The organism is Microbacterium sp. NPDC079176 (assembly GCF_040686675.1).
Lineage (GTDB): Bacteria > Actinomycetota > Actinomycetes > Actinomycetales > Microbacteriaceae > Microbacterium.
On record NZ_JBFBLM010000006.1, the window covers coordinates 193,993 to 218,674 of the forward strand.

Below are 24,682 nucleotides of genomic sequence, written 5' to 3' on the forward strand. Positions count from 1 at the left end.
ACCGCCATCGCGCGATGTCGGTGACCGATGAGAAGGTGGATGCATGGCCACCCACTTCTACACGGCGAGCAGCCTCGACGGTTTCATCGCGACTGACCAGCACTCCCTCGATTGGCTCCTCAAGCAGGACATCGACGCCGAAGGACCGATGTCCTATGGGGCGTTCGAGAAGACGATCGGGGCGCTGGCCATGGGGGCATCGACCTACAACTGGGTCATGCAGCACGAAGAAGGGCGCTGGGGCTACGAGCAGCCGACCTGGGTGTTCACGCGCAGGGAGCTCGAGATTCCCGTCGGCGCCGACGTCCGCAAGGCGCAGGGCGATGTGACCGCCGTTCACTCCGAGATGGTCACTGCCGCCGGCGGCAAGGATCTGTGGGTCGTCGGCGGCGGAGACCTGGCCGGGCAGTTCGCGGATGCGGGTCTTCTCGATGAGGTGTGGGTGCAGTACGCGCCGGTCACTCTCGGATCCGGGGCGCCCCTGTTGCCGCGGATGCTGGACCTCGAGCTCCTCGAGGTGGCTCGCAACCGCAACTTCATGTGCGGGCGTTACCGCGTGCGCCGTGGCTGAGGCGTCAGCCCCTCGGCGCGCAGTCGAGAGCTGGCCGGTCCGGGCGTTCGACCGGGCGCACACCGAGGCGGTTGTCGCGCTCTGGGATGAGGCCGGGCTCACGCGCCCGTGGAACGATCCGCGGCTCGACATCGAGCGCAAGCTCACGGTGCAGCCGGAGCTGTTTCTGGTCGTCGAGAGCACCGAGCCCGAATCGAGCTCAGCGTCGATCCTCGGGACGGTCATGGCCGGCTACGACGGCCACCGCGGCTGGCTGTACTACCTGGCGACCGCCAAGTCGCACCGCCAGCGGGGGATCGCGCGAGCACTCGTGCACGAGGCCGAACGGCTTCTCGTCGCCATGGGCTGCCCGAAGGTGCAGCTCATGGTCAGGGAGGGGAACGAAGGCGTCCTCGGTTTCTACGACGACCTGGGCTACGAACGATTCTCCGTGTCGAACACGGGCAGACGCCTGATCGTCGACGCCTAGCCGAGATCTCTAGACTGGACGAATGGTCGCATTCACCAAAGGGCACGGTACGGGCAACGATTTCGTGATCATCGCCGACCCCGACGGCTCACTGGAACTCAGCTCGGAACAGGTCGCAGTGCTCTGTGACCGGCACCGCGGCATCGGAGCCGACGGCATCCTTCGTGTCGTGCGCTCTGCAGCGATCGTGGACGGGCGGGCGTCACTCGCTGAGGAGCCGGCAGCTGAATGGTTCATGGACTACCGCAACGCCGACGGATCGATCGCCGAGATGTGCGGCAACGGCATCCGCGTCTTCGCGCACTATCTCGTGCGCTCCGGGCTCGCCACGATCCAGCCCGGCTCGACGCTCCCGATCGGAACCCGAGCGGGCGTGCGCGACGTGACCCGCAGTGAGACGGGATATCAGGTGGATCTCGGCCTGTGGAAGCTCTCCGGCGACGACCCTCTTGTCACGGCGGACGGGCTCCCCGTCACGCGCCCGGGGCTGGGCATCGACGTCGGGAATCCTCATGTGGTGGTCGCCCTCGCATCCGAGGCGGAACTCGCCTCACTCGAACTCCACCGTGCTCCGGTGCTCGAACCCACCCCGCCCGCGGGTGCGAACGTCGAGTTCGTCGTCCCAGGTGAGCCGCTTGTGCGGGACGGGATCGGGCACGTCTCGATGCGCGTCTCCGAGCGCGGTGTGGGGGAGACCCTCAGCTGTGGCACGGGTGTGGCGGCCACAGCTCTGGCGGTGCGCTACTGGGCAGGTGCGAAGGCGCCCGACAACTGGCGGGTCGAGGTGCCGGGTGGCACGCTCGGCGTGCGCATGTTCCCCGCGGAGGACGGCGAGCACGTCGCGCTGTCCGGCCCCGCGCAGCTCGTGTTCAGCGGCGAGGTCGACCTGATCTGATGGGCGCGACCGGTCCGATCGATCTGGTCATCTTCGACTGCGACGGAGTCCTCGTCGACAGCGAGCGGCTCTCGATCGAGGTGGACCGGCGGGTACTCGCCGATCTCGGGTGGGAACTGTCCTCGGACGAGATCGTGCACCGGTTCGTCGGACGTTCTGCCGCCTACTTCCGCTCGGAGATCGAGTCGTACCTCGGGAGCCCGCTTCCCGACGACTGGGAGGCAACCTATCAGCCGTGGTACGTCGCCGCCTTCGCTGAGCTGATCGCGGTGGACGGCGTCGAGCGCGCACTCGACGAGATCGTGGCGGCCACGTGCGTGGCTTCGAGCGGTACCCATGCGAAGATCCGGAGAACGCTCGGGATGACCGGTCTCCTTCCGCGATTCGAGGGAAGGATCTTCAGCGTGGATGACGTGGTCGTCGGTAAGCCCGCCCCGGATCTCTTTCTGCACGCCGCAGATCGGCTCGGGGTGCACCCCGAACACTGCGCGGTGGTCGAGGACAGCCGGTTCGGCGTCCGCGCCGCTCGAGCCGCCGGGATGCGGGTATACGGCTACGCCGGCGGGCTCACCCCAGCCGAGTGGCTCGAACAGGAAGGAGCCGTCGTGTTCGCCGACATGCGCGACCTTCCCGACCTTCTCGGTCGCTGATGTCGCTGCGGCGAGACGTCAGACGAGAGCGATCGGCTCGGTGGGTGGGGTGCCGTGCTTGCGCACCTTGAGGATGCGATAGCCCTTGGAGGTCGCGGTGCGGTGCACGCTGAAACCAGGATGGAACGTCGAGCCGATCCACCGTTGCAGCGAATCCGCGCCGAGGTTGCGCTGCACGACGAGCCACGCGTCGCTGCGCTCGTCGAGGCGGGGGATCCACTTCTCGAGCAGGCCGTGAAGCTCGTTCTTGCCGACGCGGATCGGAGGATTCGAGCGGATCGAGCGGAAAGTCACGTCAGCGGGAACATCCTCGGGCAGTGAGGCGTTGACATTCTTGAGACCATGAGCCGCGGCGTTGCGACGCACGAGATCCAGAGCCCGCTCGTTCACATCGACCGCCCATACGGTCGCATGGGGCGCGGCCAATGCCATCGACAGCGTGACCGGTCCCCACCCGCTTCCGAGGTCGAGAAGATGGCCTCCCGGCGGAACCGGAGGCGTGTTTGCGAGAAGGACGGCAGTACCGGCATCCAGCCGATCCGGGCTGAAGACGCCGCCAGCAGTGGTGACGTCCAGCTCTCGGCCTGCGAGCGTCACACGGATCGATCGCAGGTTCTCGGGGCTTGCCGGGGCCGCGGTGAAGTAATGGTCGGACCCCATACCGTGAGCGTAGCGGACAGCGCGGGCTAAGGTTAAGGCTCGCAACAAAACCCAGAGATAAGGGACGGATGACGGAGACCAGCACACACTCCACAGGTGACGAAGCAGTCGATCGCGTTCTCGCGAATGCGGAGAAGCGGACGGAGGCACGAGTGTTCGGCGCCGCTCAGGCGCTGCAGGACCAGTCCACCGCGTCACACGCGTTCTCGGACGGCGACCAGTGGGACCTCGAGGATCGTCATGCGCTGCGGCGCGTCGGCGGTCTCTCCACAGAACTCGAAGACGTCACGGAGGTCGAGTACCGCCAGCTCCGGCTCGAGAACGTGGTGCTGGTCGGCGTGTATCCGCAGGGCGCTCAGGAAGACGCGGAGAACTCGCTCCGCGAACTCGCAGCCCTCGCGGAGACCGCAGGAGCCGTCGTCCTCGATGGCGTTCTGCAGAGGCGACCGCACCCGGACGCCGCGACCTACATCGGGCGCGGCAAGGCGCAGGAGCTGAAGGACATCGTGGCGGCCACGGGCGCGGACACCGTGATCGCCGACACGGAACTCGCCCCCAGCCAGCGACGAGCTCTCGAGGACGTGGTCAAAGTCAAGGTCATCGACCGCACCACCGTCATCCTCGATATCTTCAGCCAGCACGCCAAGAGCCGTGAGGGCAAAGCCCAGGTCGAACTCGCGCAGCTCGAGTACCTCCTGCCGCGCCTGCGCGGCTGGGGTGACTCGATGAGCCGTCAGGCGGGTGGCCAGGTCGGTGCCGGTGGTGCCGGAATGGGCTCCCGTGGCCCCGGTGAGACGAAGATCGAGCTCGACCGTCGCCGCATCCGCACCAAGATGGCGCTCCTTCGTCGGCAGATCCGTGACTTCGGCCCGGCGCGAGAGGCCAAGCGTGCCGAGCGCAAGCGCAACACGATTCCTTCCGTGGCCATCGCCGGATACACCAACGCCGGCAAGTCGAGCCTTCTCAACGCTCTCACGAGCGCAGGGGTGCTCGTGGAGAACGCACTGTTCGCGACGCTGGATGCGACGGTCCGCCGCTCGGAGACGTCGGACGGGCGTGTGTACACGCTGACGGACACCGTCGGCTTCGTCCGCAACCTTCCGCACCAGCTCGTCGAGGCTTTCCGATCCACGTTGGAAGAGGTCGGCGACGCCGACGTCGTGCTGCACGTCGTTGACGGATCTCACCCCGATCCCGCCGGTCAACTGCAGACCGTGCGGGACGTCATGGGCGACGTCGGTGTGCGTGATATGCCCGAGCTCGTGGTGTTCAACAAGGCCGATCTGATCGACGACGACGAGCGTCTCGTGCTGCGAGGCCTCGAGCCCACGGCGCATTTCGTCTCATCCCGGTCGGGCGAGGGCATCGAAGAGCTTCGAGCGGCGATCGAAGAGGCGCTTCCGAAGCCGGCCGTGGAGGTGCACGCGGTTGTTCCCTATGACAGGGGTGATCTGGTCGCGGCGATCCACGAGACCGGGATGCTGCTGGCGGTGGACCACAGCGAGCAGGGCACAGTCGTGCACGCGCGTGTGTCCGAGCGACTCGCCGCCGATCTGGCGCCGTTCGCGATCGACGCCTGACCGCTTTGCGGTGCGGGGCGCGGTTCAGCGCGCGACGAATCGCGCCTCGACCGTTGCGGAGATGACGATCTCGTCGGGTTCGTAGTCCATTGACGGCCCGCCCACGTCCTGGGACTCCTGCATCATCGCCCCGCGCATCTTGGGCATGACCGCGAGCGGCTGAACGGGCGCGGGGGTTATCAGCCCGACATCGGCGATCTCGACGGGAACGACGGAACCGAGTCCGAGCGCTGTGGCGTATGCTTGCGCGCGCGTCACGGCCGCTCCGACGGCCTGCGCCGCGACCTCCCGTTCGACCCGGGACCTCGTCTCGGCGGTGAGGTGCCAGTCGACCCAGCCGACCTCGACACCGTCCCATGCCGAGACCTCGGACACCCAGAGCGAGAGCGCCGAGGCTTCGGCGAACGTCGCAGTCAGATCCACGCCGGCGTAGTGAACGGGCGCGAGCTGCGTGCCCTCCGAGTTCCACGGGCGCTCGGCGCGCACGGACAACCGCTTGCTGGACCAGTCGACGACGATGCCCGTGTCGAGCCGCGCGGTGATGCTCTCGCGCACCGGCTCGGTGAGATGCATCACGCTATCGACCACTCCTGCGCGGTCGGCGCCGTCGGCGCGGACACTGACGTGGATGGTGGCGCGCTCGGGCGCAACTCGCGCCTCGTGATCGCCGCGGACGGTGACGGTGACTTCGCTCATGTCGTGACTCTACGCCAGGGCATGGAATGGCGAAGGCCTCGCGAACGTTGTAGTCTGTGAGGCTCGGGGACTCCGGTTCCCGGGATGATAAGTACACAGAGTGACAGCGGCTCCTTCGAGAGAAGGACCACGGGGCTGATCGGTTTCGACAGCGCCTGTGAATCCACGAGAAGCGGGCCGAGGATGCAGAGTTATCTCGTAAACGCTCTCTGCAAAAAAATAGTTGCCGAAACCAAGCGCAACGACTTCGCCCTCGCTGCATAAGCGAGCCCGATAGTCCGTCAGGCCGTATGTGATTCCGATACGGATCCTGGCGTCATTTAGGAATCTTGCTGCGTGATGGCGTCTGGACGTCACGTGGGACTCTTCCCAGGCTGGGCTCGTCGACTTAGGTGTCTGTGACAAAGGTCGGAGCCGAGCAGAACGTCTTCACAGACTGCGCCCGGAGAAGGCGTGGAGACTCAGCGTTGGACGGGGGTTCGATTCCCCCCAGCTCCACCACGTCGCTGTCACAAGCAAGAAGGCCCGCCTCCCTGGTGAAGATCACGAAGGGAGGCGGGTCTTTTGTGTGCGTGATCGGGAATCGACGCGGCTCAGGCTCGGCCTACGGCGCGCCAGGCAGGGTCTCGCAGGGGATGCCGTCGTTGTCGAAGTCGAGCTTTGCGACGTCGCCGTAGTAGGGGTAGAACCGGTCGAACCATTCCTTCGCTGCAGCGTAGTTCGCGAAGTCCGTGCAATTCCGCGTGTCCCCGGGGTTCCCCGGTTGCTGAGGCGGTTGAGGTTGCTGAGGCGGCTGAGGGACGGGGATGCCTGAGGACGGTACTCGGAAGTTGTCGCCTTCGTAGATCCACACCCGCCACCACTTGGCGAGGACTGCATCTCGTTCGGCCGCGTCCGCGGTGTAGAAGTGATGAGCCGCGGAGTTCGACCAGAACCGCGCGACGGGAACGGTGCCGGCCTGCGTGGAGTCGGCCGGGTAGACGTAGTACGCGATCCCTTCGTCTTTCCAGATGTTCGGCCACTTGGCGATGACAGCCGCGCGCTCGGCGGGGTCTGCGGTGTAGAAATGCCCCGAGTACGTGCTGCTCCAGAACCTGTAGAGCGGGATGGTTCCGGCGACCTGAGTCGTGAACGCGGTGTACCGCTGCCCCTCGTAGGTCCAGACGTTCGGCCAACGGGCGATGATCTGATCGCGCTCCGTCGGGTCAGTGGTGAAGAAGTGCCCCTGGTAGACGGGGCTCCAGAACCGGTACACGCCGACGGGGTCTGGCATCGGCGGCGCGGAGGGCCGTCCGACGGCGGGCGTCGCCGGCATCCAGGCGTCCCACTGGGGGCCGCATTCTCGGAGGAGCGTCTGGATGGCGCTCTTCTCGACGGGGTCGACGGACAGGTTCCACCGCCACTTCACCGCGACCCACTCGGAGACATAGGTGCACCGCATCGGCCGGTATGGAGGCAACCAGGATGCAGGATCCTTGTCGGCCTTCGCGGTGTTCACGGCGGCGGTGACCATGGTCAGGGTGCGCTGGTCGTCGAGGTCGTTGGAGTAGCTCTGTCGTTGCGCGTCGGTCCAGGCCCACGCGCCGGACGCCCACGCTTCCTTGAGCGCGACAAGGTGATCCATCTCGATCGCGGCGGGGTCGATGTGCGTGACGTTGTCGTAGTAGGAGAACCACTGACCTCCAGTGACGGTGCACGCGCCGGTGACGGTCGTCGGAATGTCGGACTCCTCGAGCAGCACCTCCTGACGGGTGCGGCATCCGTCCCCGTCGAGATCCGCGCCTTCGAAGAAGAGGTCGCGGTCGTACTTCACGGTGGACGGAGCCTCGACACGCAGCTGATCGAGGAGCGTGCCGACGGGTACCCAATCCGCCGCTGGCGGAGGCGCTGCCACCGCCGCTGACGGAGTGAGCGAGCCTGCAACGACCGCGGTCGCGACGAGGATGGCACTCAGGAACCGATTGCGCATGCCACTCCCTGTGAAATCGGCTCCGCCGTGGAGCCTCGCGCTCAGGATACACACAGAATACCGGTACCCTGTCGAGGTCGTTCGACGGCGCGTGCGTCCGCTGACACGTCCTCCCGCGTCGGTGGTCAGCCGGTGGTGAGCCGGTCGAGAGCGTCCTCTGCGGTGCGGAGATGCTCTTCCGACTCCCGCACTCGCTGCGCGAGCGATTCCTGTTCGGCCTTCGCCTCCTCGGCGTCTTCTCGCGCGCGCTTCGTTTCATGTCGGACCTTCGCCAGGTCAGCTTCGAGTTCACGCTCACGACGTGTGAGGGCTTCGATCCTCACCGCAGCATCGCGGAGTGCTCGGTCGGCCGTCGCCGCTTCGCGTGCCGCAGTGTCGTGAGCCTTCTGGGCTTCTCTGACGGCCCGTTCCGCGTCCCGTCGCTCTCTGCGTGACCGCACCTCGTCGACGGGTGTGGGCGAGATCGCGGGCGGTGCGGGTGCGCCTCCACCCACGAGGGTGTCGGCGATGTCGGCGAACGTGCCGGCCGGTTCCAGCTCGCGCACGAGCCTCGCCGAGGCGACGGCGGCGGCCGCAGTGGGATCGAAGAAGGCCGCGCTGATGGTCTGCTGAACCGCCTCTCTCGTCGAAGCCGTGACGCGCTGTCCGCGCGCTTCAGCGAGCGCAGCGGCATCTGCCGCGAGTCGGCTCGTGAGGGCGCGGCGGTCGCGACCGAGCTGCGCGAGCGCGCGAGCATCCAGGTCCGCCTGAGCTTCGCGGAGCTCTTCGGCGAGTTGAAGCGCTTCTCCGAGTTGCGCGGCGCGCTCGTGTGCGAAGACGTTGACCACCCAGGCGGCGACCGACGGCTTCTTCAGATCGCGAATCTGCGCGGCGAGGCCCGCGTCGTCGGCCTCGACGGCGCGCGCGTTGCGTGCGCTCACGAACTCTGCAGGTGACCCCGTGTACAGCTCCACTGCGATGTCAGCGAGCGGGGAGTCCATGCGTGCGACGATACACCGCGCAGGATGAGCTCCTCCCTGCCTCTTCAGATGCGCAGTCCGTGCCACCTGTGCCAGTATTCTGGTTCGCATGGCAACGCTGTTCTATGGCGCGTCGGACGTTCCGATCCACATCGAGGATCGATCACTCGCGCATCTGAAGATCGTCATCGCGACCAAGCTCCGCCGTCAGGAGAGCTTCACCCTGTCATGGCGTCATCCCGAGGGAGAGCCCGGCGGACGATCCACCATCTGGATCCATCCGTCCATCCCGCTGCGCTTCACCTTCGACGAGCCGGAGCAGCCTCAGTTGAACCCGCGGTGGATCGACGATCTGATGCAGTCGGTGAACTCGACAGGCGGCATCCTCCTCGTCGACGAGGTGATCGATTCTCCGGTCGAGTGAGCGTCAGCCGGCCCACTCGATCAGGATGAGGCCCTGGCGCGTGTCCGCGAACTTCACCCAGCCGTCGCCGAACAGATACGTCATGCCGTAGCCGTCTTCGTCGGTGCCCATCGCGAACTGCGGGTTCTCGGTGATGTAGATGCCGTCGGGGCCGTCCTCGCGGGTCCAGCCCTCTCCGAGGAGGGAGGTCTGTGCAGCAGTGGCGTCTTCAGCGCTGATCGTCGACCACCCGTAGAGCTGACCGTGATCTGAGGCGACGCTGTAGTCGGCCCAGAAGCAGAGGAGCCCGTCGGCGAGCGTCACGCCACCCACCACGAACTCCTTCTCCTCGAAGGTCCAGCCCTGATCGGTGAGTGCCTGCACGGTTCCGGCCGAGACGATCGTGTCGCAGGCTGGCTCCACCGCCGCGGAGGGTGTGGGAGTGGCTGCCGGCTCCGCAGTCGCCGTGGGGGAGGGCTTCGGCGAGTCGGGCGTGGGCGACGGCGCTCCCTCGGGCGTCGCTGCGCAGGAGACGAGCGCGACGGTGAGCAGGAGCGCACCGAGTGCGGCGGAGGTGAAGCGGTTCATCGCGCGTGCCTTCATCGGGGGTCAGTCGTGCAGAAGTGCGAGGAACGCGTCGTGGAGGATGCCGTTGGTGGCGAGCGCCGAGAGGTCGGAGATCGTCTCTGCGCCGTCGAAACCGGTCATCCGACCGCCCGCCTCGCGCACGATCGGGACTGCGGCCGCGACGTCGTACTCCTTGACGCCGAATTCCGCGACCATGTCGATCCGCCCCTCGGCCAGGAGCATGTAGGCGTAGATGTCTCCGTAGGCACGGTCGCGCCATACCCGGTCGGCCAGCTTCAGCAGCTGGTCGAGGTGACCGGACTCAGCCCATTGGGTGATGCTCTGGAAGCTCACGCTCGCGTCATCGAGAGACGACACGGAGGATGCCGAGACGCGGCGCGGTTCGGCATCCGTCGCCGTCCATGCCCCTGACCCTGACGCCGCCCACCAGCGGCGTCCGATCGCGGGCATGCTGACCACTCCGACCTGCGGTACGCCGTCGACCGCGAGGGCGATCATCGTGCCCCACAGCGGCACTCCGCGGAGGAAGTTCGCGGTGCCGTCGATGGGATCGATGATCCACTGCCGATGGGTGCTGCCCTCAGCGCCGAACTCCTCGCCGAAGATGCCGTCATCGGGCCGTTCGGTCGACAGGATGGCGCGGATCGCCCGTTCGGTGGCGAGGTCCGCATCGGTGACATGCGAATTGTCCGCTTTGGTCGAGATCTCCAGGTCGGAGCTGTCGAACCGGGGGAGCGACTGCGCATCTGCGGCGTCGGCGAGTCGAAGGGCGAGTGCGAGGTCGCGAGAGAAGTCGTCGACGCGGGGGGAGGCGGTCACATCTCCAGGATAACCGCCCCGCCCGGGGACCCGAGGGCTCGTGACACGGGGCGACACGCGCGGCGAACACGTGGGACCCGACTCGATTTCGCACCGCGGCGATCGGCTGGTAATGTAATTCCTCGGCCGGGGAATACCGCGCCACGCACCTCTAGCTCAATCGGCAGAGCAACTGACTCTTAATCAGTGGGTTCTCGGTTCAAGTCCGAGGGGGTGCACGGATCAGCCCTGACAGATCTCGCCATCTGTCAGGGCTTTTCTGCGTTAACGCGCAGAACGATTGCGTCGAATCGGTTGACACTTATGACGGCATCCGCCTTCTACTCGTCGTTTTGGGTGGACACCTAGCCGCGGTGGAAGAACGTCTCGAGAACATCGCGCGCTGCATCCGGGCCCTGCCGACGAGCGCGCTTGATGTAGTGCTTCTCGGCTACCTCCTCGGAGTTTCCGAGCTGGTCGGCCGCGGCCTTCGTCCCCACCTCGTCAGCGAGGAGCGTCGCCACCGCCTTGCGGAACTTCGTCGGCGTCACCCACGCATAGGGACTCTCGCGCAGTGCCTCGCGCCACTGGCGCATGAGGTTGTTGTCCCACTGATAAGTACCGGTCGACGACGGGAACACGATGCCGCTGTCAGAGTCAACACGGCGCCGCATCAGCATGTCGACGAGGAAGGCGGGCAGCTTCGCGTCACGGACGGATGAGTCTGTCTTCGGCTTCATCTGCACGACGAGCTTGCCGTCGTCGCCCTCGATGAGAGTGCGGTCGAGGCGAACGAACGGCGTCGGTGTGTCGAAGTGCACGTTCGCGTCGAACTGCAGGGCGAGCACCTCATTCGTCCGTGCGCCGGTTCCGATATACATGTCGGCGACGTCGGCCGAGACGCGGGAGTACGTCGAGCAGCTCGCCAAGGCGGAGTGATGCGCCGGCTGTGGCGGGCATCGATCTGGCATCCGAACGCGATCCCGCTGCACGAGCAGAAGTATCGCTCGCTCAAGCGGCTCTGGCTGCCGGTGTACGACATCATCGCCGTGCTCGCCGGGATCACTGCCGCCGTCTACGGGTCCAGGCTGCTCGACCGTCTGTACGGTGACTTCACGGACGCGATCGGCGTGTTCTTCTCGTTCGTCGCGCTGGTGTGCCTTGCCGGTGTCGCGTTCCCGCGATTGTGGGCGCTCGAGATCGCGGGAAAGTCGCTGCTCGTCGGCATGATCCTCGCTTACGCGATCGCGATCGTCGTGTCCCCATCACCCGAGCAGATCGCGCAGCAGGAAGCACCGTCGTGGTTCGTCTCGGTCATCCTGCTCCTTCCACTCCCGCTGCCCCTCTTCCGGCTGGACCTCCTCGCGACCGAGTGGGCCGACAGGCGGGCGGTGGAGAGGCGGAAGCCGTTGGAGGGCGCACGTGACTGATACCGGCATCATCGTCTCCGTCATCGCCCTCCTCTCCGGCGTGATCCTCGCGCTGATCGCTTTCTGGCGGTTCCGCCGCAAGGACCGTGCCGACGCTCAGCAGGTCGAGGAAGGCACGATCTCCGGACGCTTCAAGGACGCCGACGCGCTCATGCGGTACATCGACGAGCGCGTCGAGGAGCGCACAGCGCATCTCTCCGCGGAACTCGCGCAGGTGCGCCTCGACCTGCGCACCGTCGGCAAGGAATCGCACGAGATGCACGACGCCGTCCGCGCTCGTGAGACACAGCTGTGGCTATGGAACCACCGTGGCCGCCCCGGCGACCTTCCCATGCTCCCCGAGCCCATCCTTCGCCGCCTCGGCCTCGGCCACATGGTCGGCGACGACTGGCCTACTCAGCCCCTCAACCCCAAGACCTAGGAGGTCACCCATCATGAACAAGATCTGGTTCCCTCTGCAGCGCGCAATCCGCACCGCCGTGCAGGTAGTCGTCGCTGCCGCCGCCATCCTGGCGACCACCGTGATCGTCGCACCACAGATCCTCACCGCGATCCAGGACGTCCTCCCCGGACCCGTCGTCGCGTGGATCACCGGAGCGATTGCGATCCTCGCGGCCGCGAGTGCGGCGATCGCTCGCGTAATGGCGATCCCCGCCGTCGATGAATGGCTCCGACACATCGGCGCAGGATCCGCGCCCGCCGGCGCCGTCGCCTACACGCAGTTCGACGGCAGCGAGACGGGCCTCACCGGACGCCAGTACCGCGCGATGCAGGACGGCGCAGACACTGGCACCGACGGCTCGGCGAACCTCTAAACACGACGATCGCCTCAGCCTGTGACACAGAAGACCCCCACTCAGCTTCGGCTGGGTGGGGGTCTTCTGCGTTTGCGAGGCGGGTATGCTCGCCGCATGGCAAAACGGGTAATTCTTGAATCCAACGGCGACACATGGACGTTCGAGGAGGCGAAACGCGCGACCTTTGTCGATCGGAAGGGCCGTAGCCAGGACGGCGATTTCGAGGTCTTAGAAATCCAGGAGGGAGTCCCGTTCCTTCTGATCGGGACAAGCCTGCGCGGTATCTCTCGATTCGATTGGATGCCGGTGATCCAGTGGGCGGGTGAGTACGACCTCGTCGAAGTCTGAGCTTGTAGGCGCGGCGACAACGCCGTCACAGACAGCAACGCGCGATCAGTTGGAGGGCAAATCGGACTCGTAGCAGGGTGACCGCCCCGTCTCGAGCTGCGATCACCACCCTGCGCGGGGACTTAAACCAGAGACGCGCTGTGAGCTGTTATCCAGGCAGTTGCGCGCTCGGATGCCTGCATGACTGCATCGAACAGATCTTGAAGCGGAACAGCATCGTCGAGAGCTGAGTACTCAAGCGTTGTGAGGTTCAGGTGTCGGAGCCAAGTAGCACCTTCGAAGAATATGCCGCCCTCGACGGAAACGTTGGCGTCCACGAGCGAGATCCCCGGTTCTTCGCATAAGACCTTGTCCAGCCGTTCACCGAAGTGTTCCACCGAATTGCGCACGTCGCGCGAGAGCAGCAAAGGAGACGGGTCGATGATCGCGCGCAGTGTCGCGGCGCGCTCCTTCCCGAACCGCTTCACTTCTGCACTGCCGCGACGAAGTGCATCGGGGTCTACGATTTTCGAGATTTGCGCAGCTGCGGTCAGGAGTGCTTGAGCGGCTGCTAGATAACTCGCGTAATGCGGGGGTGAGCTCTGCGCAGGTACAACGTCGCGTTTGATCGCGGCGTTGAGGGCCTCGGCTGCGATCATTGCGAAATGACCCTGATGGACGATCTCTCCCAGATAACGGGCGGTGTCCCGTTCCCTCATGCTGAGCGCCGAACAGAGGGTATCCGCCACCTGTCGGGAACGTCGCGCGATAAGCGGGCGAGCTCTACCGGCGTGTAGATTTGCATGCGATCACGATAGCGGAACGCGACCCCGAGGGGCACGCAGTCCGGAGCCGTGGCTCGCGATCGGGTCCCCTCGGGGAGTAATGTGCGGACAACTCGAGCTGTACCCGATTTCCCAGCCCGTCGATCGGCGTGAGGCGGATACCTCAGATCGAGCCAAGGACTCGTTCTAGGTTTTCGAGGTCGTAAGGTCGACGGTTCTCCAGCTGTTGACCCGCTGAGATGAAGCCGTGTTCCTGACCCCGCGCGGCAGTCAACGCTCGCTGATGCGGAACGGGGGCTGCGCCGGAACGGATGTCGCCCAGCTCGAGGACGCGTGTTGTGGAAGGCGCGAATATCGACAGATGTAGGGCGCTGCCTGACCAACCGGCGAGGATCTGTGCACCGCGCGCGAGGGAAATCTGCTCCTTGATGGAAACCGACTCGGGAGTGACGACGTGGAAGCCGTGCTGTGCGAAGACCTGATCGGCTTCCCCCTGGTTGTCGAAGACCCGACTCGGGTTCACCGCGCCCCCGGTCCTGTGGTCCGTGACCGAGAAATACACGAGAGGATGCGTCGCGGGTGTCGCCAGGGTCGCACCTACCCGCTCCCAAACGTCCACCGCTTCCGGCGCGGCGAATCCGTTGATGACGACGGGACGAGAGGGGACGAGTAACCTCTGCACGCTCACGGGCCGATCATTCACGATGTGAAGCGGCAACCCCGACGCGCCCGCGGCGTCAAGCATCGCGCGCTGCCACGACCGCTCGCTGCTATCGAAGGCAAACCGGTGCGCAATGATGCCTCTCACATCTGAGTGCGGAAGCGGCCAGACATTCGGCAGCGTCTCGGTTAGCCAGTGACCGAACTGGCCCATCCAGTTACCGGCGTACAGCCATGTGCCATCGAATCTTTCGGCGATACGCGCCGCACGATGCACGGGTGGATCGCCGGCGATATAGAAGTCTCCCTGAAGACCGCCGCGGCGTTGCGATTCCTCAACGAGGACACCATCCGAGTCGTAGACCGCTCCGTAGTTCATGAATCGTGGGGCGGCGGCTCGGTCTGCGATGGCCTTCCGCTGGTAGATGGTCAGGTGCGCGTCGTCGATGACGCGACAAGTCGATTCACGGTCGACCGGCATGAGCGGGCCGTACCGCTGGAAGGTGAACGTCACCGAGCGAGTCTAATATGTGGCGTCATACTCGGGCCAGGACGCACCTGCGTGGGCAGTCGGGGTTCGGTGATCGGGCTGAGCGCGCCGGCTCGCACCGATCGCGATCCACGGTTCGAGCCCGGGCAGCTCTCGCAGCGCCGTCCCCAGGGTGATCGCGTAGTCGTCCTCGTGGAAGCCGATCGAGGGTCTCGTTGGCAGCTAGCATGAGGCGGTGTCTACACATATTGAGATGGTTTCGCCCGCCCTCGTAGCAACGTCGCCGATGAAGAATGGGCTGGGAAATCGAGTACAGCTCGTATTGTCCGCGCAGGCTATTGCGGACGGCGAGGGACGCAACTTCTACTACCACTGGCCGGTCGGCAAGGATGGCCGCAGGCAGTTTGGTGCACGCTTCGACGAACTGTGGGAGTACACAGGCGGCACCCCGATTGACGAACCGGGTCCAATACCAATGGTCGAGTTCTTCTCACAGCATGGATTCGGAGACCTAGAGCCGGTTCGCACCGAGCCCGTCATCTCCCTGACGGGCAACGGGGCGATCCCCGCGCTCGGTGACAGCCGGGATTGGACGAACATGCTGCCCGAGCTCAATCCGGCCGAGGAGGTGCGGGACCTCAGCACTGGTCCGTTGGGGAACCTCGGGCACGAATTCATCGGGGTGCAGGTCAGAGCGCACCCGACACTGACCCACCATCTGACGTTGGCCGAATCACCGGTGGAATGGTTCATCGGCAGGATGCTGGCCATACGTGAAGAGCGCCCCGATGTGGCGTTCTACCTGTCGTGCGACACTTCGAGTGCTGAGGAACGCATCAAGGATGCGGTGCCCGGTGTCGTTTCCTTGCAGAAAGCAGGCGAGTACAACTCCCGTCAGGGTCTTATCGAGTCCGTCGCTGATCTTGTGGTCCTGTCTCAGTCGCAGCGAATCATCGCCCCGTACGTTTCGACCTTCGCGAAGCTGGCATGGCACATGGCTCGGCGACGGATCCCGTTCGAGACCTCGAAGCAGTCCATCCCCGCGAAGAGCTGATTCATCCGAGCCTAGGCGCGTCACTCCGGCCACGACGCGCCCGCGTGCGCGGCCGGAGCGCGATGGTCCGGTTGTGCGCGGCGGTTCGCACCGACGGCGATCCACGGCTCGAGCCCGGGCAGCTCGCGGAGTGCCGTGCAGAGGGTGAGGATCTCGGCCTCTTCGAAGAACCCGACCCATGTGCCGACCGACTCGGTCAGGATGTCGACACGGCCGCCGGCGGTCGCGTAGAGTTCGGCGATCACGGGCGCCGGTGCGGTGGTATATCGGTTGCGTGAGCAGATCGCGTCGAGGGTGATACTGAGCATCACGTCAGGAGAGAGCCTTCGAGGCATGGCCGGGTGTCCTTCCTCCGGCCGAGATGATCGAGTCTAAGCGTCCTCGCGGACGGGCAGCACGTCGCTCAGATTGAGGTACGTGGGATGCGGCTCTGAGTCGATCGGATCGTCTTCGCGGGGACGGCGCCAGGTTCCATCTCTCTGCAAAGTCACTCCGCCAATGCCTGAGCCCGTTGCCATGCGAACTTCGCCACCATCGAGTTGGACACCTCCGACCGAACCGCGAATCGAGGTGCTGCCACCGCGTGCGATGACCGTGCCGGTGACTTGGCCCTGGATCTCGACTCTCCCGTCGAGGATCGTGATGTCGCCGTACACGGCACCTTGGATCATCGAGTCCGCGGTGATCGCAACGGCTCCGTACGCGGGCGGGAAAGTCATGCCGCCCAGCATACGACCTCGTCCGAATGTCGGTGACCTCTGGCACAGTCGGGCACTGTGACACCTGAAGAACTCCTCGCGTTCGAAGCGCGCTGGCCCCGTCATTCCACCACGAAGGGAGAGGCAATCCGCGGCCACCTCGGCATCTCACCCGCTCGCTACTACCAGCTGCTGCACCGCGCCGCGTCGTCGCTCGAGGGGATCCGTGAGCACCCCATCACCGCGCGCCGCGTCCGGGAGACGCTGGCGCTCCGAGCAGCATCCCGAGAAAGATTCGTGGGGTGACGAAGACCCATCGTCGGAGGACTTCAACGACTGGGGCGCGTGACGCTATCCGTCGTTTACTCGTCGTTTTGGTCACATACCTCGCCGTACTTCGACGTACCGGAGTCGCATAGTTCCGCGGAAAGTAGGGGGGAGGTATATCCAGGTACGGTTCACCGGATATCAGTGGGTTCTCGGTTCAAGTCCGAGGGGGTGCACGGATCAGCCTCGATGACTCTCGCCAGTCATCGGGGCTTTTCTGCGTCGCGGTGATGCCGCCGACATCGCTTTCCGTGCGCTAGTTTGATGCAAACGCTAAGGGGTGGCGATGCGCGCACGGGTGAAGAGATTCGCAGTCGGAGCGATCGTGGCCGTCTGCAGTCTTCCGCTCACCGCATGCTCGGCTGGGCTCGAGACGAGCATCGCCTACACGGCCTCTTCGGTGACGCTGGCCCCGGATGAGGCGCTCGTGGTCGACTTCGGTGACATCAATCCCACCGTCGGTGAGGAGTGGGTGCTGACGCGGGAGCCCGATCCGGCGGTTCTCGGACCGGGCGACGAGCGGTCGCGGTACCTGGGCGAGGAGGGTGAGACCGGAGCGCCGAGCGCGCTCACCTACCGCTTCGCGCCCGTGGGTGAGGGAACCACCGTGATCCAGTTCGAGTACCGATTCCGCGGCGCCGTTCCCGAGGACCTCGACGACCAGAAGACCGCGGAGATCACGGTCACCGTCAAGTAGGTCGATCAGGCGACTGCGATGACAGCGCCGCCGGTGGGCCTGCTGCGCTCTGAGAGCTCGCTCATCGCCCCACGGCATCGAACGCAGCAGGCTGGCGTGTCACCCGGCGTCGCCGAGCAGGATGGCCTGCGCGTCCTCGATCGCGGCGTCGTCGGGCTCGTCGTCGATGTGCGCGAGGATCTTCCTGCCGCAGAAGATCGTCGCCGCTGCGATGAGCACGGCGAGAGCGGCGACCAGATACGGGATCGTCGCGTTGAACGCGTGCCAGAGAGCCGCTGCGAGGGGCGGCGCGATGGCTCCGCCGAGGAACCTCACCGACGAGTACGCCGACGACGCGACCGAGCGGGGCAGGTCCGTGGCCTCCATCACCGCTTCGGTGAGCACGGTGTTCATCACACCCAGCAGCAGTCCGCCGATGACGATGCACACGACCAGCGCAGTGGCGGATTCGACCAGCAGGCCGGCGATGATCAGATCCACGGCGAGAAGCGGCAGGACGGTGAGGATCACGCTCGTGCGGGACATCCGGCGCATGAGCAGGGGAGCCACCCAGACGCTCGTGATGGCGAGGGCGAGGCCCCAGCCGAAGAACGTGAAGCCGATCCCCATGGCCCCGAAGCCCAGAGGGAACGGCGAGAACGCGAGCAGGATGAAGAAGCCGATGTTGTAGAAGAAGGCCGCGATCGCGAGAATCGCGAGCGCAGGACGACCCAGGGCCCTGAAGGGTGCCGAGAACGGGATGGGCGCGCGCTTGTCCTCGGGTCCGCGCAGAAGCACGAGCACGGCGAGGAAGGCGATCGCCATGAGCACCACCACTCCGAAGAACGGGGCGCGCCAGCTCTGCTCGCCCAGCAGGCCGCCCAGAAGCGGACCGATGGCGATACCGAGCCCGAGGGCTGCCTCGTAGAGGACGATCGCAGCTGAGCTGCCCCCCGACGCCGCGCCCACGATCGTCGCGAGAGCGGTGGAGATGAACAGCGCGTTGCCCAGACCCCATCCTGCGCGGAAGCCGATGACCGCGTCGACGCTGCCGCTGAGCGCGCAGAGCAGGGCGAACACCACGATGAGCGCCAGCCCGATCAGAAGCGTCTTCTTGGCGCCGATGCGGCTCGAGATCCAGCTGGTCACGAGCATCGCGAGACCGGTGACCGCGAGATAGCTCGTGAACAGGAGCTCCGTCTCGAACGGGGTCGCCTGCAGGGATTCCGCGATCGCGGGGAGGATGGGATCCACGAGTCCGATGCCCATGAATGCGACGACGCACGCGAAGGCGACGGCCCAGACCTGGGCTGGTTGCTTCCACACTGAGGTGGCGGGGGTGTTCACGCTGCTGCTCCTGTCGAGTCGGTGGTGGTGTGCGCCGCGAGGATCTCGGCGGCGCGCGTCAGGATGCTCCATTCGTCGCCGTCGAGGTCGGCGAAGCGAGGGGCGAGCGTGTCACGGAACTCTTCGCGCCATGACTGCAGCGCGTGGGACCCGGCCGCGGTGATGGCGACGGCCGTCGCGCGTGAGTCCTCGGCGACGGGGGAGCGAAGGACCAATCCCTCGCGCTCGAGATTCCCGATGAGCCGGGTCATCCCGGGCTGGGTCGTGCGTGCGGCTGCCGCGAGCTCTCCGACCCGCTTGGGCCCGGACTGCTCGAGCAGACTCAGCACCCGCCACTGCGCGGCAGGCGCATCATTGCCGGCGTCCTGTGCGGCGATCCGGCCGAGCGCATACCCGGAGAGCACGAGCGAGGGGATGACATCCTGACGATTCATACCAGAAAGTATATACCCACTGGTATGTATAAGTCCGAGTCAGCGCCGAGCCCCCGCGATCCGAGCCGAGAGCTGGTGCGCATGGGCGAGGAGCGTCCTGCCCAGCTCGCCGATCCGATCAGGGCCGAAGCGGAATCCCACGCCGGTCAGGCTCAAGGCCCATTCCGGTCGACCCGAGCGATCGAAGACCGCCGCGCCGAGACCCCAGCTGCCCTCCACGATCAGCCCCGGATTCACCGCATAGCCTCTCTCCTTCGTCTCGGCCAGCCGTGTTCGCAGAGGTGCGGCGCCGTGAGATCTGCCCCAATTGGCCTCGAGCTCCGGATGACGTTCCAGATAGGCGTCCACATCGTGGTCAGGGAGGAATGCCAGGATGGCGAGCCCGGCGCTTGCTACGCCGAGCGGAAACCGCACGCCCTCGCTCAGCACGAAAGACCGGATCGGGAAGGAGCCCTCCTCGCGGACGAGGCACACCGTCTCATCGGCACGGCGCACCGAGAGGAAGGCGCTCTCCTCGGTCTTGACCGCGAGCGAGCGGACGATATCACGCCCCAGGGCAGTCACGTCGTAACGGGCTGCGGCGACGGATCCCATGAGATAGAGCTCCGGCCCGGGCATCCAGCGAGTGGAGGACTCGTCGCGGTCGACCAGACCCTCGGCGCGAAGTGCGGAGAGCAGGCGATGCGCGGTCGAGCGGGACAACCCGGCGGACGCGGACAGCTCCTGGAGCGACGCACCGTCGTGGCCGCTGGAGGTCACGAGCCTCAAGAGCTTCGCGGCGCGCGCGATCGCCTGCGTTCCGGGAATCGAGGCGGAGGGTTCCATAATGTGGACGCTATTCGTTGATGTGTCCACATCGCAAGAGTGTTCTTCCCTCGGGGATGCCGGAGAGCGGATGCTGAAGGAACGAGCGTCATTCGAAGGAGCATGCGTGATCGACAAACAGTGGGCGAGCGCCGAAGAAGCGGTCGCAGACATCGAGGACGGTGCGTCTCTCGCCGTCGGAGGATTCGGGCTCTCCGGGAATCCGACTGCGCTCATCGACGCACTGCTCGCCCGGGGCACGAGCGGGCTCAGCATCGTCAGCAACAACTGCGGAGTGGACGACTGGGGGCTCGGCATCCTGCTCGCCGCTCGCCGGATCCGCAAGATGACCTCGTCCTACGTCGGGGAGAACAAGGAGTTCGAACGGCAGTTCCTCTCCGGCGAACTCGAGCTCGAGCTGACACCGCAGGGAACCCTCGCCGAGAAGCTCAGGGCGGGAGGGTCTGGGATCGCCGCATTCTTCACCCAGACCGGCGTCGGCACGCAGGTCGCCGAGGGTGGGCTCCCGCGACGCTACAACCCCGACGGCAGCATCGCGGTGGCGTCTCCGGCGAAGGATGTTCGTACCTTCGACACCGCGGCAGGGCCGCGCGAGTATGTGCTCGAAGAGGCGATCACCACCGATTTCGCGCTGGTGCATGCGCTGGCGGGGGACAGGCACGGGAATCTGATCTTCAACAAGGCGGCGCGCAACTTCAACCCGCTCGCGGGGATGGCCGGACGAATCTGCATCGCGCAGGTGGAGCAGCTCGTCGAACCGGGGGAGCTGGATCCGGACCGCGTCCATCTGCCGGGTGTCTTCGTGCACCGCGTCGTCGAGGTCGGCACCGACATCCCGAAGCGCATCGAACGTCGAACCGTCACGCCGGAAGGAGTCTGACATGGCGCTCACACGCGATGAGATGGCCGCTCGCGCTGCCGCAGAGCTGCGGGACGGCTCCTATGTCAACCTCGGCATCGGGCTGCCCACGCTCGTGCCGAACCACGTGCCCGACGGGGTGACCGTCGTGCTGCAATCCGAGAACGGCATCCTCGGCGTCGGACCGTACCCGCACGAGGGCGCGGTGGATCCGGACTTGATCAACGCCGGCAAAGAGACCGTCACGGTGCTGGCCGGTGCCGCGTACTTCGACTCCGCGACGAGTTTCGGCATGATCAGAGGCGGCAAGATCGACGCGGCGATCCTCGGCGCCATGCAGGTGTCCGCCACCGGAGACCTCGCGAACTGGATGATCCCGGGCAAGATGGTGAAGGGACCCGGCGGCGCGATGGATCTCGTGCACGGTGCCGCGCGCGTCATCGTGCTGATGGAGCACACCGCGAAGGACGGATCGGCGAAGATCGTGCACGACTGCTCGCTTCCACTCACAGGCCGCGGGGTCGTCGATCGCATCATCACCGACCTGGCGGTGATCGACGTGACACCGGACGGTCTCTCGCTCGTCGAGCTCGCACCGGGCGTGACGGTGGAGCAGGTCGTGGCGGCGACGGAGCCGACACTCACGGTCCCCGAAGAACTGCACGACCGATGAACGCACAGAACGGAGAGGCGGAGATGAACGCCCCAGACCACTCGAGCGACGCGGACGTCGTGATCGTCGCCGCGGCACGCACTCCCCAGGGCCGCCTCAAGGGACAGCTGGCGAGCTTCAGCGCGCCGGAGCTCGGCGCATTCGCGATCCGAGGTGCCCTGGAACAGGGGTCCATCGATCCCTCGGACGTGGACGCCGTGATCGTCGGCCAGGTCCTCGCGGCCGGCTCGGGACAGAACGCAGCGAGACAGGCGGCGATCGGAGCCGGTATCGGCTGGGACGTTCCCGCCCATTCCGTGAACAAGGTGTGCCTCTCAGGTCTCACGGCGATCATCGACGCGGCTCGGATGATTCGGACGGGAGACGCGGCGGTCGTCGTCGCGGCGGGCATGGAATCCATGACCAGGGCTCCGCACCTGCTCATGGGGTCGCGGGACGGATGGACGTACGGCAGCGTGGAGGTGCTCGATCACATGGCCCACGACGGCCTCACCGACGCGTACGACAAAGAGAGCATGGGCGCGTCCACCGAGCGCCACAACGCCCGCTACGAGCTGACGCGCGGGGCTCAGGATCAGGTGGCGGCGCTGTCGCATCAGCGTGCTTCGGCGGCTCAGGCCGCCGGCGTCTTCGACGATGAGATCGTGTCCGTCGCCGTTCCCCAGCGGCGGGGGGAGTCGACGCTCGTCACCGCCGATGAGGGCATCAGGCCCGACACGACCGTCGAGTCTCTCGCGGGCCTTCGGGCGGCGTTCGCCGAGGGCGGCTCGATCACGGCCGGCAATTCGTCTCAGATCTCCGACGGAGCGTCGGCGGTCGTCGTGACGACCCGCGCCACGGCGGCGACCAGAGGCTGGCCGGTGCTCGTCACCGTCGGCGCCAGCGGGCAGACCGCAGGGCCGGACAACTCGCTGCAGGCGCAGCCCGCGCGGGCCATCGAACGCGCGTGCGAGAAGCAGGGCATCACGGCCGCAGACCTCGATGTCGTCGAGATCAACGAGGCCTTCGGAGCGGTCGTCGCCCGATCGCAGCTCGAGCTCGGGCTCTCCAGCGACATCGTGAACGTCCACGGCGGCGGCATCGCGATCGGTCATCCGATCGGCGCGTCAGGCACACGTCTGGTCGTCCACATGGCACACGAACTCGCTCGCAGAGGAAGCGGCGTCGCGGCTGTGGGGCTATGCGGAGGAGGCGGTCAGGGCGAGGCGCTGATCCTCACCCGCTGAGACTCAGCGCTTGATCGGCTTGACGCCCTCGGAGCGCTGCTTCTTGGCTTCCTTCTCGCGCTCCTTCTGCTGCTTGGCATAGACCGGCGAATCGGGCGACACGGGGCGACCCTGCTTCGCGCGGCGGGTGTCGATGACAGCGCCGATCGACAGCGCGAGCGTGATTCCCCAGCTCACCCACGCGAGGGCGGAGCGCCAGGTGATCTTGGTGTCGCGGGATCCGCGGAGCAGAGTGACGCCCGTCATGATCGCGCCGACGATTCCGGTGCCCGAGAGGTAGTTCATGACTTCACGCTACCTGTCGACGGCTGCGTCGCGCCCCGCCTTGACAACTCGGCGGGGAATCTGTCAGAGCCGTTCGCCGATGAGGCGGCCCGGGAACTCAGGCGTCGTCCCGCCGACCGCGCTACCATGGAAGGGTCGCGGCTGGTCCGCGGCCGCAATCCGTGTATCTACCGGCCGCCGGCTTCCCGGCGGACAGCGGCGGCACCCGACCCCGCGTCCGTGGACGCGCGAGAGCCCATGACACACGCAACTCCCATTCCCGAGCACCCTGCCCCGATCCCCGCGGCTGAGGAGCGAGGACTGCTCCGCATCGCGGGGCTCCCGTATTTCATCATCGCGTTCATCGCCCGGCTTCCGTTCGCGATGATGGTCGTCGGAGTACTCACGGTCGTCGTCTCGGCGCGCGGTTCGCTCTCGCTCGGCGGACTCACGTCCGCGGCCGTCGGACTCGGCACGGCATGCTTCGGACCTCTGCTCGGCGCCGCCGCCGATCGGTTCGGACAGCGCATGGTGCTGCTGATCCTGGCGATCGCCAACGGGGCGATGCTGGTGCTCTTCACCGTCGTCGTCTACACGGGGGGAGCGGACGCGCTGGTGCTGATATCCGCGTTCGGCATCGGCGCCACCGCTCCGCAGGTCGCTCCGATGTCTCGATCCAGACTCGTGACGATGATCGCCGATCGGATGCCTGAGGCGGCGCGCACGCGCACCGTCTCGGGGACCATGGCGTATGAGTCCGCCGCCGATGAGACCGTGTTCGTGTTCGGCCCGTTCATCGTCGGCATCCTCGCCTCCGCCATCGCGCCGTGGGCCCCGCTCATCGGTGCGGCGGTGCTCACGGTCGTGTTCGTGGGCGCGTTCGCCCTGCATCCGAGCGCGCGTGTCGTCTCGGTGCACCGAGGCGAGGACGGGCGGGCGCCGTCGGCCGTGACCGAGCTCTTCAGCCCGCGTCTGCTGATCGTCGTCGTCGGCATCCTCGGCGTCGGCATGTTCTTCGGCACGATGCTCACATCGCTCACCTCCTTCATGGCGGACCGCGGCGCCGCAGAACAGGCAGGGCTCCTCTACGGCGTGATGGGCGTCGGGTCGGCGATTCTCGCGCTCGGCGTCGCGTGGCTCCCGGTGCGGTTCTCGCTCCGCGCGCGCTGGCTGCTGTTCGCCGGCATCCTGCTCGGCGGAAGCCTGCTGCTCCTCCTCGTCGACTCGCCGGCGACCATGATGATCGCTCTCGGGATCATGGGGATCGGCATCGGCCCGACCCTCGTCACGCAGTACAGCTTCGGGGCTGCGCGCAGCCCTCTGGGGCGCTCGGCGACCGTGATGACGATGCTCGGCTCGGGGATCGTCGTCGGCCAGTCCCTCGGCGCGGCCGTGGCGGGAGAGCTCGCCGAGAGCGCGGGAACGACCAGCGCTCTCGTGCTGCCGATCATCTCTGCGGCGATAGCCTTCGTCGCCGGGCTTGTCAACTGGTGGCTGAGCGGCCCCCGACCTCGCGTAGCCTCGGTCTGAGCTTCTGTAGCCTGAGGAGCACCCCCACTGCATCGTCAGGAG

Annotated in this window: 32 protein-coding genes, 1 tRNA gene and 1 other RNA gene; 19 read left to right on the forward strand and 15 right to left on the reverse strand. The window is 66.4% G+C overall.

Annotated elements, in window-relative coordinates:
- Positions 1–43 precede the first annotated feature (43 nt).
- The 4 genes from AB0P11_RS15795 to AB0P11_RS15810 are packed head-to-tail and all read left to right on the forward strand — an operon-like array spanning position 44 to position 2,585.
- Positions 44–571 (forward strand): dihydrofolate reductase family protein, encoded by a 528-nt coding sequence (locus AB0P11_RS15795; RefSeq protein ID WP_363522891.1) that lies wholly within the window; start codon positions 44–46, stop codon positions 569–571.
- A complete protein-coding gene (locus tag AB0P11_RS15800; protein WP_285362964.1) occupies positions 564–1,040 on the forward strand; it encodes a GNAT family acetyltransferase in 477 nt (158 codons plus the stop codon). Before AB0P11_RS15795 ends, AB0P11_RS15800 begins: the two co-directional genes overlap by 8 nt.
- A 22-nt stretch (positions 1,041–1,062) precedes the next feature.
- Positions 1,063–1,935, forward strand: a complete 873-nt coding sequence (gene dapF, locus AB0P11_RS15805) for a diaminopimelate epimerase (protein ID WP_053095842.1) — start codon at positions 1,063–1,065, stop codon at positions 1,933–1,935.
- Complete coding sequence (locus AB0P11_RS15810) at positions 1,935–2,585, forward strand: HAD family hydrolase (RefSeq protein WP_363522894.1); 651 nt, start codon at positions 1,935–1,937, stop codon at positions 2,583–2,585. Before dapF ends, AB0P11_RS15810 begins: the two co-directional genes overlap by 1 nt.
- Before the next feature lie 18 nt (positions 2,586–2,603).
- On the opposite strand, the gene AB0P11_RS15815 is transcribed toward AB0P11_RS15810, so the two are convergent.
- Entirely contained in the window at positions 2,604–3,245 is a 642-nt protein-coding gene (locus AB0P11_RS15815; RefSeq protein WP_053095844.1) for a methyltransferase, read from the reverse strand.
- Between the two features lie 68 nt (positions 3,246–3,313).
- On the opposite strand from AB0P11_RS15815, the gene hflX reads away from it, so the two are divergent.
- Positions 3,314–4,825 carry a GTPase HflX gene (gene hflX, locus AB0P11_RS15820; protein ID WP_053095845.1) on the forward strand — a complete coding sequence of 504 codons (1,512 nt, stop codon included), beginning with the start codon at positions 3,314–3,316 and terminating at the stop codon, positions 4,823–4,825.
- Positions 4,826–4,849: 24 nt separating this feature from the next.
- On the opposite strand, the gene AB0P11_RS15825 is transcribed toward hflX, so the two are convergent.
- Complete coding sequence (locus AB0P11_RS15825; protein ID WP_056278529.1) at positions 4,850–5,521, reverse strand: SIMPL domain-containing protein; 672 nt, start codon at positions 5,519–5,521, stop codon at positions 4,850–4,852.
- Positions 5,522–5,652: 131 nt separating this feature from the next.
- Here AB0P11_RS15825 and ssrA point away from each other — a divergent pair.
- Positions 5,653–6,022, forward strand: a transfer-messenger RNA (tmRNA) gene (gene ssrA / locus AB0P11_RS15830).
- Between the two features lie 103 nt (positions 6,023–6,125).
- Here ssrA and AB0P11_RS15835 read toward each other — a convergent pair.
- Both AB0P11_RS15835 and AB0P11_RS15840 read right to left on the reverse strand, forming a co-directional pair.
- Entirely contained in the window at positions 6,126–7,490 is a 1,365-nt protein-coding gene (locus AB0P11_RS15835) for a DUF1524 domain-containing protein (RefSeq protein ID WP_363522897.1), read from the reverse strand.
- Between the two features lie 125 nt (positions 7,491–7,615).
- Positions 7,616–8,470 (reverse strand): transposase, encoded by an 855-nt coding sequence (locus AB0P11_RS15840; protein WP_363522899.1) that lies wholly within the window; start codon positions 8,468–8,470, stop codon positions 7,616–7,618.
- Between the two features lie 88 nt (positions 8,471–8,558).
- Here AB0P11_RS15840 and AB0P11_RS15845 point away from each other — a divergent pair, with 88 nt between their 5' ends.
- A complete protein-coding gene (locus AB0P11_RS15845) occupies positions 8,559–8,873 on the forward strand; it encodes a hypothetical protein (RefSeq protein WP_056278625.1) in 315 nt (104 codons plus the stop codon).
- A 3-nt stretch (positions 8,874–8,876) separates the two neighbouring features.
- Here AB0P11_RS15845 and AB0P11_RS15850 read toward each other — a convergent pair whose 3' ends face one another.
- Together AB0P11_RS15850 and hisN are read right to left on the reverse strand one after the other, a co-directional pair.
- Entirely contained in the window at positions 8,877–9,440 is a 564-nt protein-coding gene (locus AB0P11_RS15850; protein ID WP_056279038.1) for a hypothetical protein, read from the reverse strand.
- A 21-nt stretch (positions 9,441–9,461) separates the two neighbouring features.
- Positions 9,462–10,259, reverse strand: a complete 798-nt coding sequence (gene hisN, locus AB0P11_RS15855; RefSeq protein ID WP_056278626.1) for a histidinol-phosphatase — start codon at positions 10,257–10,259, stop codon at positions 9,462–9,464.
- Positions 10,260–10,404: 145 nt separating this feature from the next.
- Between hisN and AB0P11_RS15860 the strand changes: the two genes are divergently transcribed.
- Positions 10,405–10,477 (forward strand) — tRNA-Lys (locus tag AB0P11_RS15860).
- Positions 10,478–10,603: 126 nt separating this feature from the next.
- Here AB0P11_RS15860 and AB0P11_RS15865 read toward each other — a convergent pair.
- Positions 10,604–11,167 carry a hypothetical protein gene (locus AB0P11_RS15865; protein ID WP_363522902.1) on the reverse strand — a complete coding sequence of 188 codons (564 nt, stop codon included), beginning with the start codon at positions 11,165–11,167 and terminating at the stop codon, positions 10,604–10,606.
- 9 nt (positions 11,168–11,176) lie between these two features.
- Between AB0P11_RS15865 and AB0P11_RS15870 the strand changes: the two genes are divergently transcribed.
- The 4 genes from AB0P11_RS15870 (at position 11,177) to AB0P11_RS15885 (ending at position 12,813) form a co-directional block, all read left to right on the forward strand.
- Positions 11,177–11,668: a hypothetical protein gene (locus AB0P11_RS15870; protein ID WP_363522904.1), complete on the forward strand. Its 492-nt coding sequence runs from the start codon at positions 11,177–11,179 to the stop codon at positions 11,666–11,668.
- On the forward strand, positions 11,661–12,089 hold the full coding sequence (locus tag AB0P11_RS15875) for a hypothetical protein (RefSeq protein WP_363522906.1): 429 nt from the start codon (positions 11,661–11,663) through the stop codon (positions 12,087–12,089). The genes AB0P11_RS15870 and AB0P11_RS15875 overlap by 8 nt, the downstream gene beginning before the upstream one ends.
- A gap of 13 nt (positions 12,090–12,102) precedes the next feature.
- Complete coding sequence (locus AB0P11_RS15880; protein WP_363522908.1) at positions 12,103–12,483, forward strand: hypothetical protein; 381 nt, start codon at positions 12,103–12,105, stop codon at positions 12,481–12,483.
- Between the two features lie 96 nt (positions 12,484–12,579).
- Positions 12,580–12,813, forward strand: a complete 234-nt coding sequence (locus tag AB0P11_RS15885; RefSeq protein ID WP_363522910.1) for a hypothetical protein — start codon at positions 12,580–12,582, stop codon at positions 12,811–12,813.
- A 122-nt stretch (positions 12,814–12,935) separates the two neighbouring features.
- On the opposite strand, the gene AB0P11_RS15890 is transcribed toward AB0P11_RS15885, so the two are convergent.
- Positions 12,936–13,541, reverse strand: coding sequence for a hypothetical protein (locus AB0P11_RS15890; protein WP_363522912.1), 606 nt, complete (start codon positions 13,539–13,541; stop codon positions 12,936–12,938).
- 199 nt (positions 13,542–13,740) lie between these two features.
- Positions 13,741–14,751: a glycosyltransferase 61 family protein gene (locus AB0P11_RS15895; RefSeq protein ID WP_363522914.1), complete on the reverse strand. Its 1,011-nt coding sequence runs from the start codon at positions 14,749–14,751 to the stop codon at positions 13,741–13,743.
- Positions 14,752–14,980: 229 nt separating this feature from the next.
- Here AB0P11_RS15895 and AB0P11_RS15900 point away from each other — a divergent pair, with 229 nt between their 5' ends.
- On the forward strand, positions 14,981–15,781 hold the full coding sequence (locus tag AB0P11_RS15900; RefSeq protein WP_295104496.1) for a hypothetical protein: 801 nt from the start codon (positions 14,981–14,983) through the stop codon (positions 15,779–15,781).
- Between the two features lie 20 nt (positions 15,782–15,801).
- On the opposite strand, the gene AB0P11_RS15905 is transcribed toward AB0P11_RS15900, so the two are convergent.
- Both AB0P11_RS15905 and AB0P11_RS15910 read right to left on the reverse strand, forming a co-directional pair.
- Positions 15,802–16,089 carry a hypothetical protein gene (locus tag AB0P11_RS15905; protein WP_363522916.1) on the reverse strand — a complete coding sequence of 96 codons (288 nt, stop codon included), beginning with the start codon at positions 16,087–16,089 and terminating at the stop codon, positions 15,802–15,804.
- 63 nt (positions 16,090–16,152) lie between these two features.
- Complete coding sequence (locus AB0P11_RS15910; RefSeq protein ID WP_363522918.1) at positions 16,153–16,512, reverse strand: hypothetical protein; 360 nt, start codon at positions 16,510–16,512, stop codon at positions 16,153–16,155.
- 45 nt (positions 16,513–16,557) lie between these two features.
- Between AB0P11_RS15910 and AB0P11_RS15915 the strand changes: the two genes are divergently transcribed.
- Positions 16,558–16,785: a DUF3263 domain-containing protein gene (locus AB0P11_RS15915; RefSeq protein ID WP_295104502.1), complete on the forward strand. Its 228-nt coding sequence runs from the start codon at positions 16,558–16,560 to the stop codon at positions 16,783–16,785.
- A 346-nt stretch (positions 16,786–17,131) separates the two neighbouring features.
- Positions 17,132–17,503, forward strand: a complete 372-nt coding sequence (locus AB0P11_RS15920) for a hypothetical protein (protein ID WP_363522920.1) — start codon at positions 17,132–17,134, stop codon at positions 17,501–17,503.
- A 99-nt stretch (positions 17,504–17,602) separates the two neighbouring features.
- Here the strand turns inward: AB0P11_RS15920 and AB0P11_RS15925 are convergent, their stop codons facing one another.
- Genes AB0P11_RS15925 through AB0P11_RS15935 form a run of 3 tightly spaced genes read right to left on the reverse strand, consistent with a single transcriptional unit; the run spans position 17,603 to position 20,088 of the window.
- Entirely contained in the window at positions 17,603–18,829 is a 1,227-nt protein-coding gene (locus tag AB0P11_RS15925; RefSeq protein WP_056278628.1) for an MFS transporter, read from the reverse strand.
- Positions 18,826–19,263 (reverse strand): MarR family transcriptional regulator, encoded by a 438-nt coding sequence (locus tag AB0P11_RS15930; RefSeq protein WP_056278629.1) that lies wholly within the window; start codon positions 19,261–19,263, stop codon positions 18,826–18,828. Before AB0P11_RS15930 ends, AB0P11_RS15925 begins: the two co-directional genes overlap by 4 nt.
- Before the next feature lie 39 nt (positions 19,264–19,302).
- Positions 19,303–20,088 carry an IclR family transcriptional regulator gene (locus tag AB0P11_RS15935; protein ID WP_053095854.1) on the reverse strand — a complete coding sequence of 262 codons (786 nt, stop codon included), beginning with the start codon at positions 20,086–20,088 and terminating at the stop codon, positions 19,303–19,305.
- Between the two features lie 106 nt (positions 20,089–20,194).
- Between AB0P11_RS15935 and AB0P11_RS15940 the strand changes: the two genes are divergently transcribed.
- From AB0P11_RS15940 to AB0P11_RS15950, 3 genes are read left to right on the forward strand one after another with little or no spacing between them, the layout of a single operon-like run.
- Entirely contained in the window at positions 20,195–20,968 is a 774-nt protein-coding gene (locus AB0P11_RS15940; protein ID WP_056279039.1) for a CoA transferase subunit A, read from the forward strand.
- Between the two features lies 1 nt (position 20,969).
- Entirely contained in the window at positions 20,970–21,620 is a 651-nt protein-coding gene (locus tag AB0P11_RS15945; RefSeq protein WP_187249537.1) for a CoA transferase subunit B, read from the forward strand.
- Positions 21,617–22,846, forward strand: a complete 1,230-nt coding sequence (locus AB0P11_RS15950; protein ID WP_363522924.1) for an acetyl-CoA C-acetyltransferase — start codon at positions 21,617–21,619, stop codon at positions 22,844–22,846. The genes AB0P11_RS15945 and AB0P11_RS15950 overlap by 4 nt, the downstream gene beginning before the upstream one ends.
- 3 nt (positions 22,847–22,849) lie before the next feature.
- Here AB0P11_RS15950 and AB0P11_RS15955 read toward each other — a convergent pair whose 3' ends face one another.
- Positions 22,850–23,131 (reverse strand): hypothetical protein, encoded by a 282-nt coding sequence (locus AB0P11_RS15955; RefSeq protein ID WP_053095855.1) that lies wholly within the window; start codon positions 23,129–23,131, stop codon positions 22,850–22,852.
- A 237-nt stretch (positions 23,132–23,368) separates the two neighbouring features.
- On the opposite strand from AB0P11_RS15955, the gene AB0P11_RS15960 reads away from it, so the two are divergent.
- Positions 23,369–24,640, forward strand: a complete 1,272-nt coding sequence (locus AB0P11_RS15960; protein WP_285362955.1) for an MFS transporter — start codon at positions 23,369–23,371, stop codon at positions 24,638–24,640.
- Positions 24,641–24,682 lie beyond the last annotated feature (42 nt).

Bases quoted from the DNA above. Each gene is read 5' to 3' on its own strand.
- AB0P11_RS15795 (WP_363522891.1), top strand. From the start codon at position 44: ATGGCCACCCACTTCTACACGGCGAGCAGCCTCGACGGTTTCATCGCG.
- dapF (WP_053095842.1), top strand. From the start codon at position 1,063: ATGGTCGCATTCACCAAAGGGCACGGTACGGGCAACGATTTCGTGATC.
- AB0P11_RS15810 (WP_363522894.1), top strand. From the start codon at position 1,935: ATGGGCGCGACCGGTCCGATCGATCTGGTCATCTTCGACTGCGACGGA.
- AB0P11_RS15815 (WP_053095844.1), bottom strand. From the start codon at position 3,245: ATGGGGTCCGACCATTACTTCACCGCGGCCCCGGCAAGCCCCGAGAAC.
- hflX (WP_053095845.1), top strand. From the start codon at position 3,314: ATGACGGAGACCAGCACACACTCCACAGGTGACGAAGCAGTCGATCGC.
- AB0P11_RS15825 (WP_056278529.1), bottom strand. From the start codon at position 5,521: ATGAGCGAAGTCACCGTCACCGTCCGCGGCGATCACGAGGCGCGAGTT.
- AB0P11_RS15835 (WP_363522897.1), bottom strand. From the start codon at position 7,490: ATGCGCAATCGGTTCCTGAGTGCCATCCTCGTCGCGACCGCGGTCGTT.
- AB0P11_RS15840 (WP_363522899.1), bottom strand. From the start codon at position 8,470: ATGGACTCCCCGCTCGCTGACATCGCAGTGGAGCTGTACACGGGGTCA.
- AB0P11_RS15845 (WP_056278625.1), top strand. From the start codon at position 8,559: ATGGCAACGCTGTTCTATGGCGCGTCGGACGTTCCGATCCACATCGAG.
- AB0P11_RS15850 (WP_056279038.1), bottom strand. From the start codon at position 9,440: ATGAACCGCTTCACCTCCGCCGCACTCGGTGCGCTCCTGCTCACCGTC.
- AB0P11_RS15870 (WP_363522904.1), top strand. From the start codon at position 11,177: ATGCGCCGGCTGTGGCGGGCATCGATCTGGCATCCGAACGCGATCCCG.
- AB0P11_RS15880 (WP_363522908.1), top strand. From the start codon at position 12,103: ATGAACAAGATCTGGTTCCCTCTGCAGCGCGCAATCCGCACCGCCGTG.
- AB0P11_RS15885 (WP_363522910.1), top strand. From the start codon at position 12,580: ATGGCAAAACGGGTAATTCTTGAATCCAACGGCGACACATGGACGTTC.
- AB0P11_RS15900 (WP_295104496.1), top strand. From the start codon at position 14,981: ATGGTTTCGCCCGCCCTCGTAGCAACGTCGCCGATGAAGAATGGGCTG.
- AB0P11_RS15905 (WP_363522916.1), bottom strand. From the start codon at position 16,089: ATGCTCAGTATCACCCTCGACGCGATCTGCTCACGCAACCGATATACC.
- AB0P11_RS15910 (WP_363522918.1), bottom strand. From the start codon at position 16,512: ATGCTGGGCGGCATGACTTTCCCGCCCGCGTACGGAGCCGTTGCGATC.
- AB0P11_RS15930 (WP_056278629.1), bottom strand. From the start codon at position 19,263: ATGAATCGTCAGGATGTCATCCCCTCGCTCGTGCTCTCCGGGTATGCG.
- AB0P11_RS15935 (WP_053095854.1), bottom strand. From the start codon at position 20,088: ATGGAACCCTCCGCCTCGATTCCCGGAACGCAGGCGATCGCGCGCGCC.
- AB0P11_RS15945 (WP_187249537.1), top strand. From the start codon at position 20,970: ATGGCGCTCACACGCGATGAGATGGCCGCTCGCGCTGCCGCAGAGCTG.
- AB0P11_RS15950 (WP_363522924.1), top strand. From the start codon at position 21,617: ATGAACGCACAGAACGGAGAGGCGGAGATGAACGCCCCAGACCACTCG.
- AB0P11_RS15955 (WP_053095855.1), bottom strand. From the start codon at position 23,131: ATGAACTACCTCTCGGGCACCGGAATCGTCGGCGCGATCATGACGGGC.
- AB0P11_RS15960 (WP_285362955.1), top strand. From the start codon at position 23,369: ATGACACACGCAACTCCCATTCCCGAGCACCCTGCCCCGATCCCCGCG.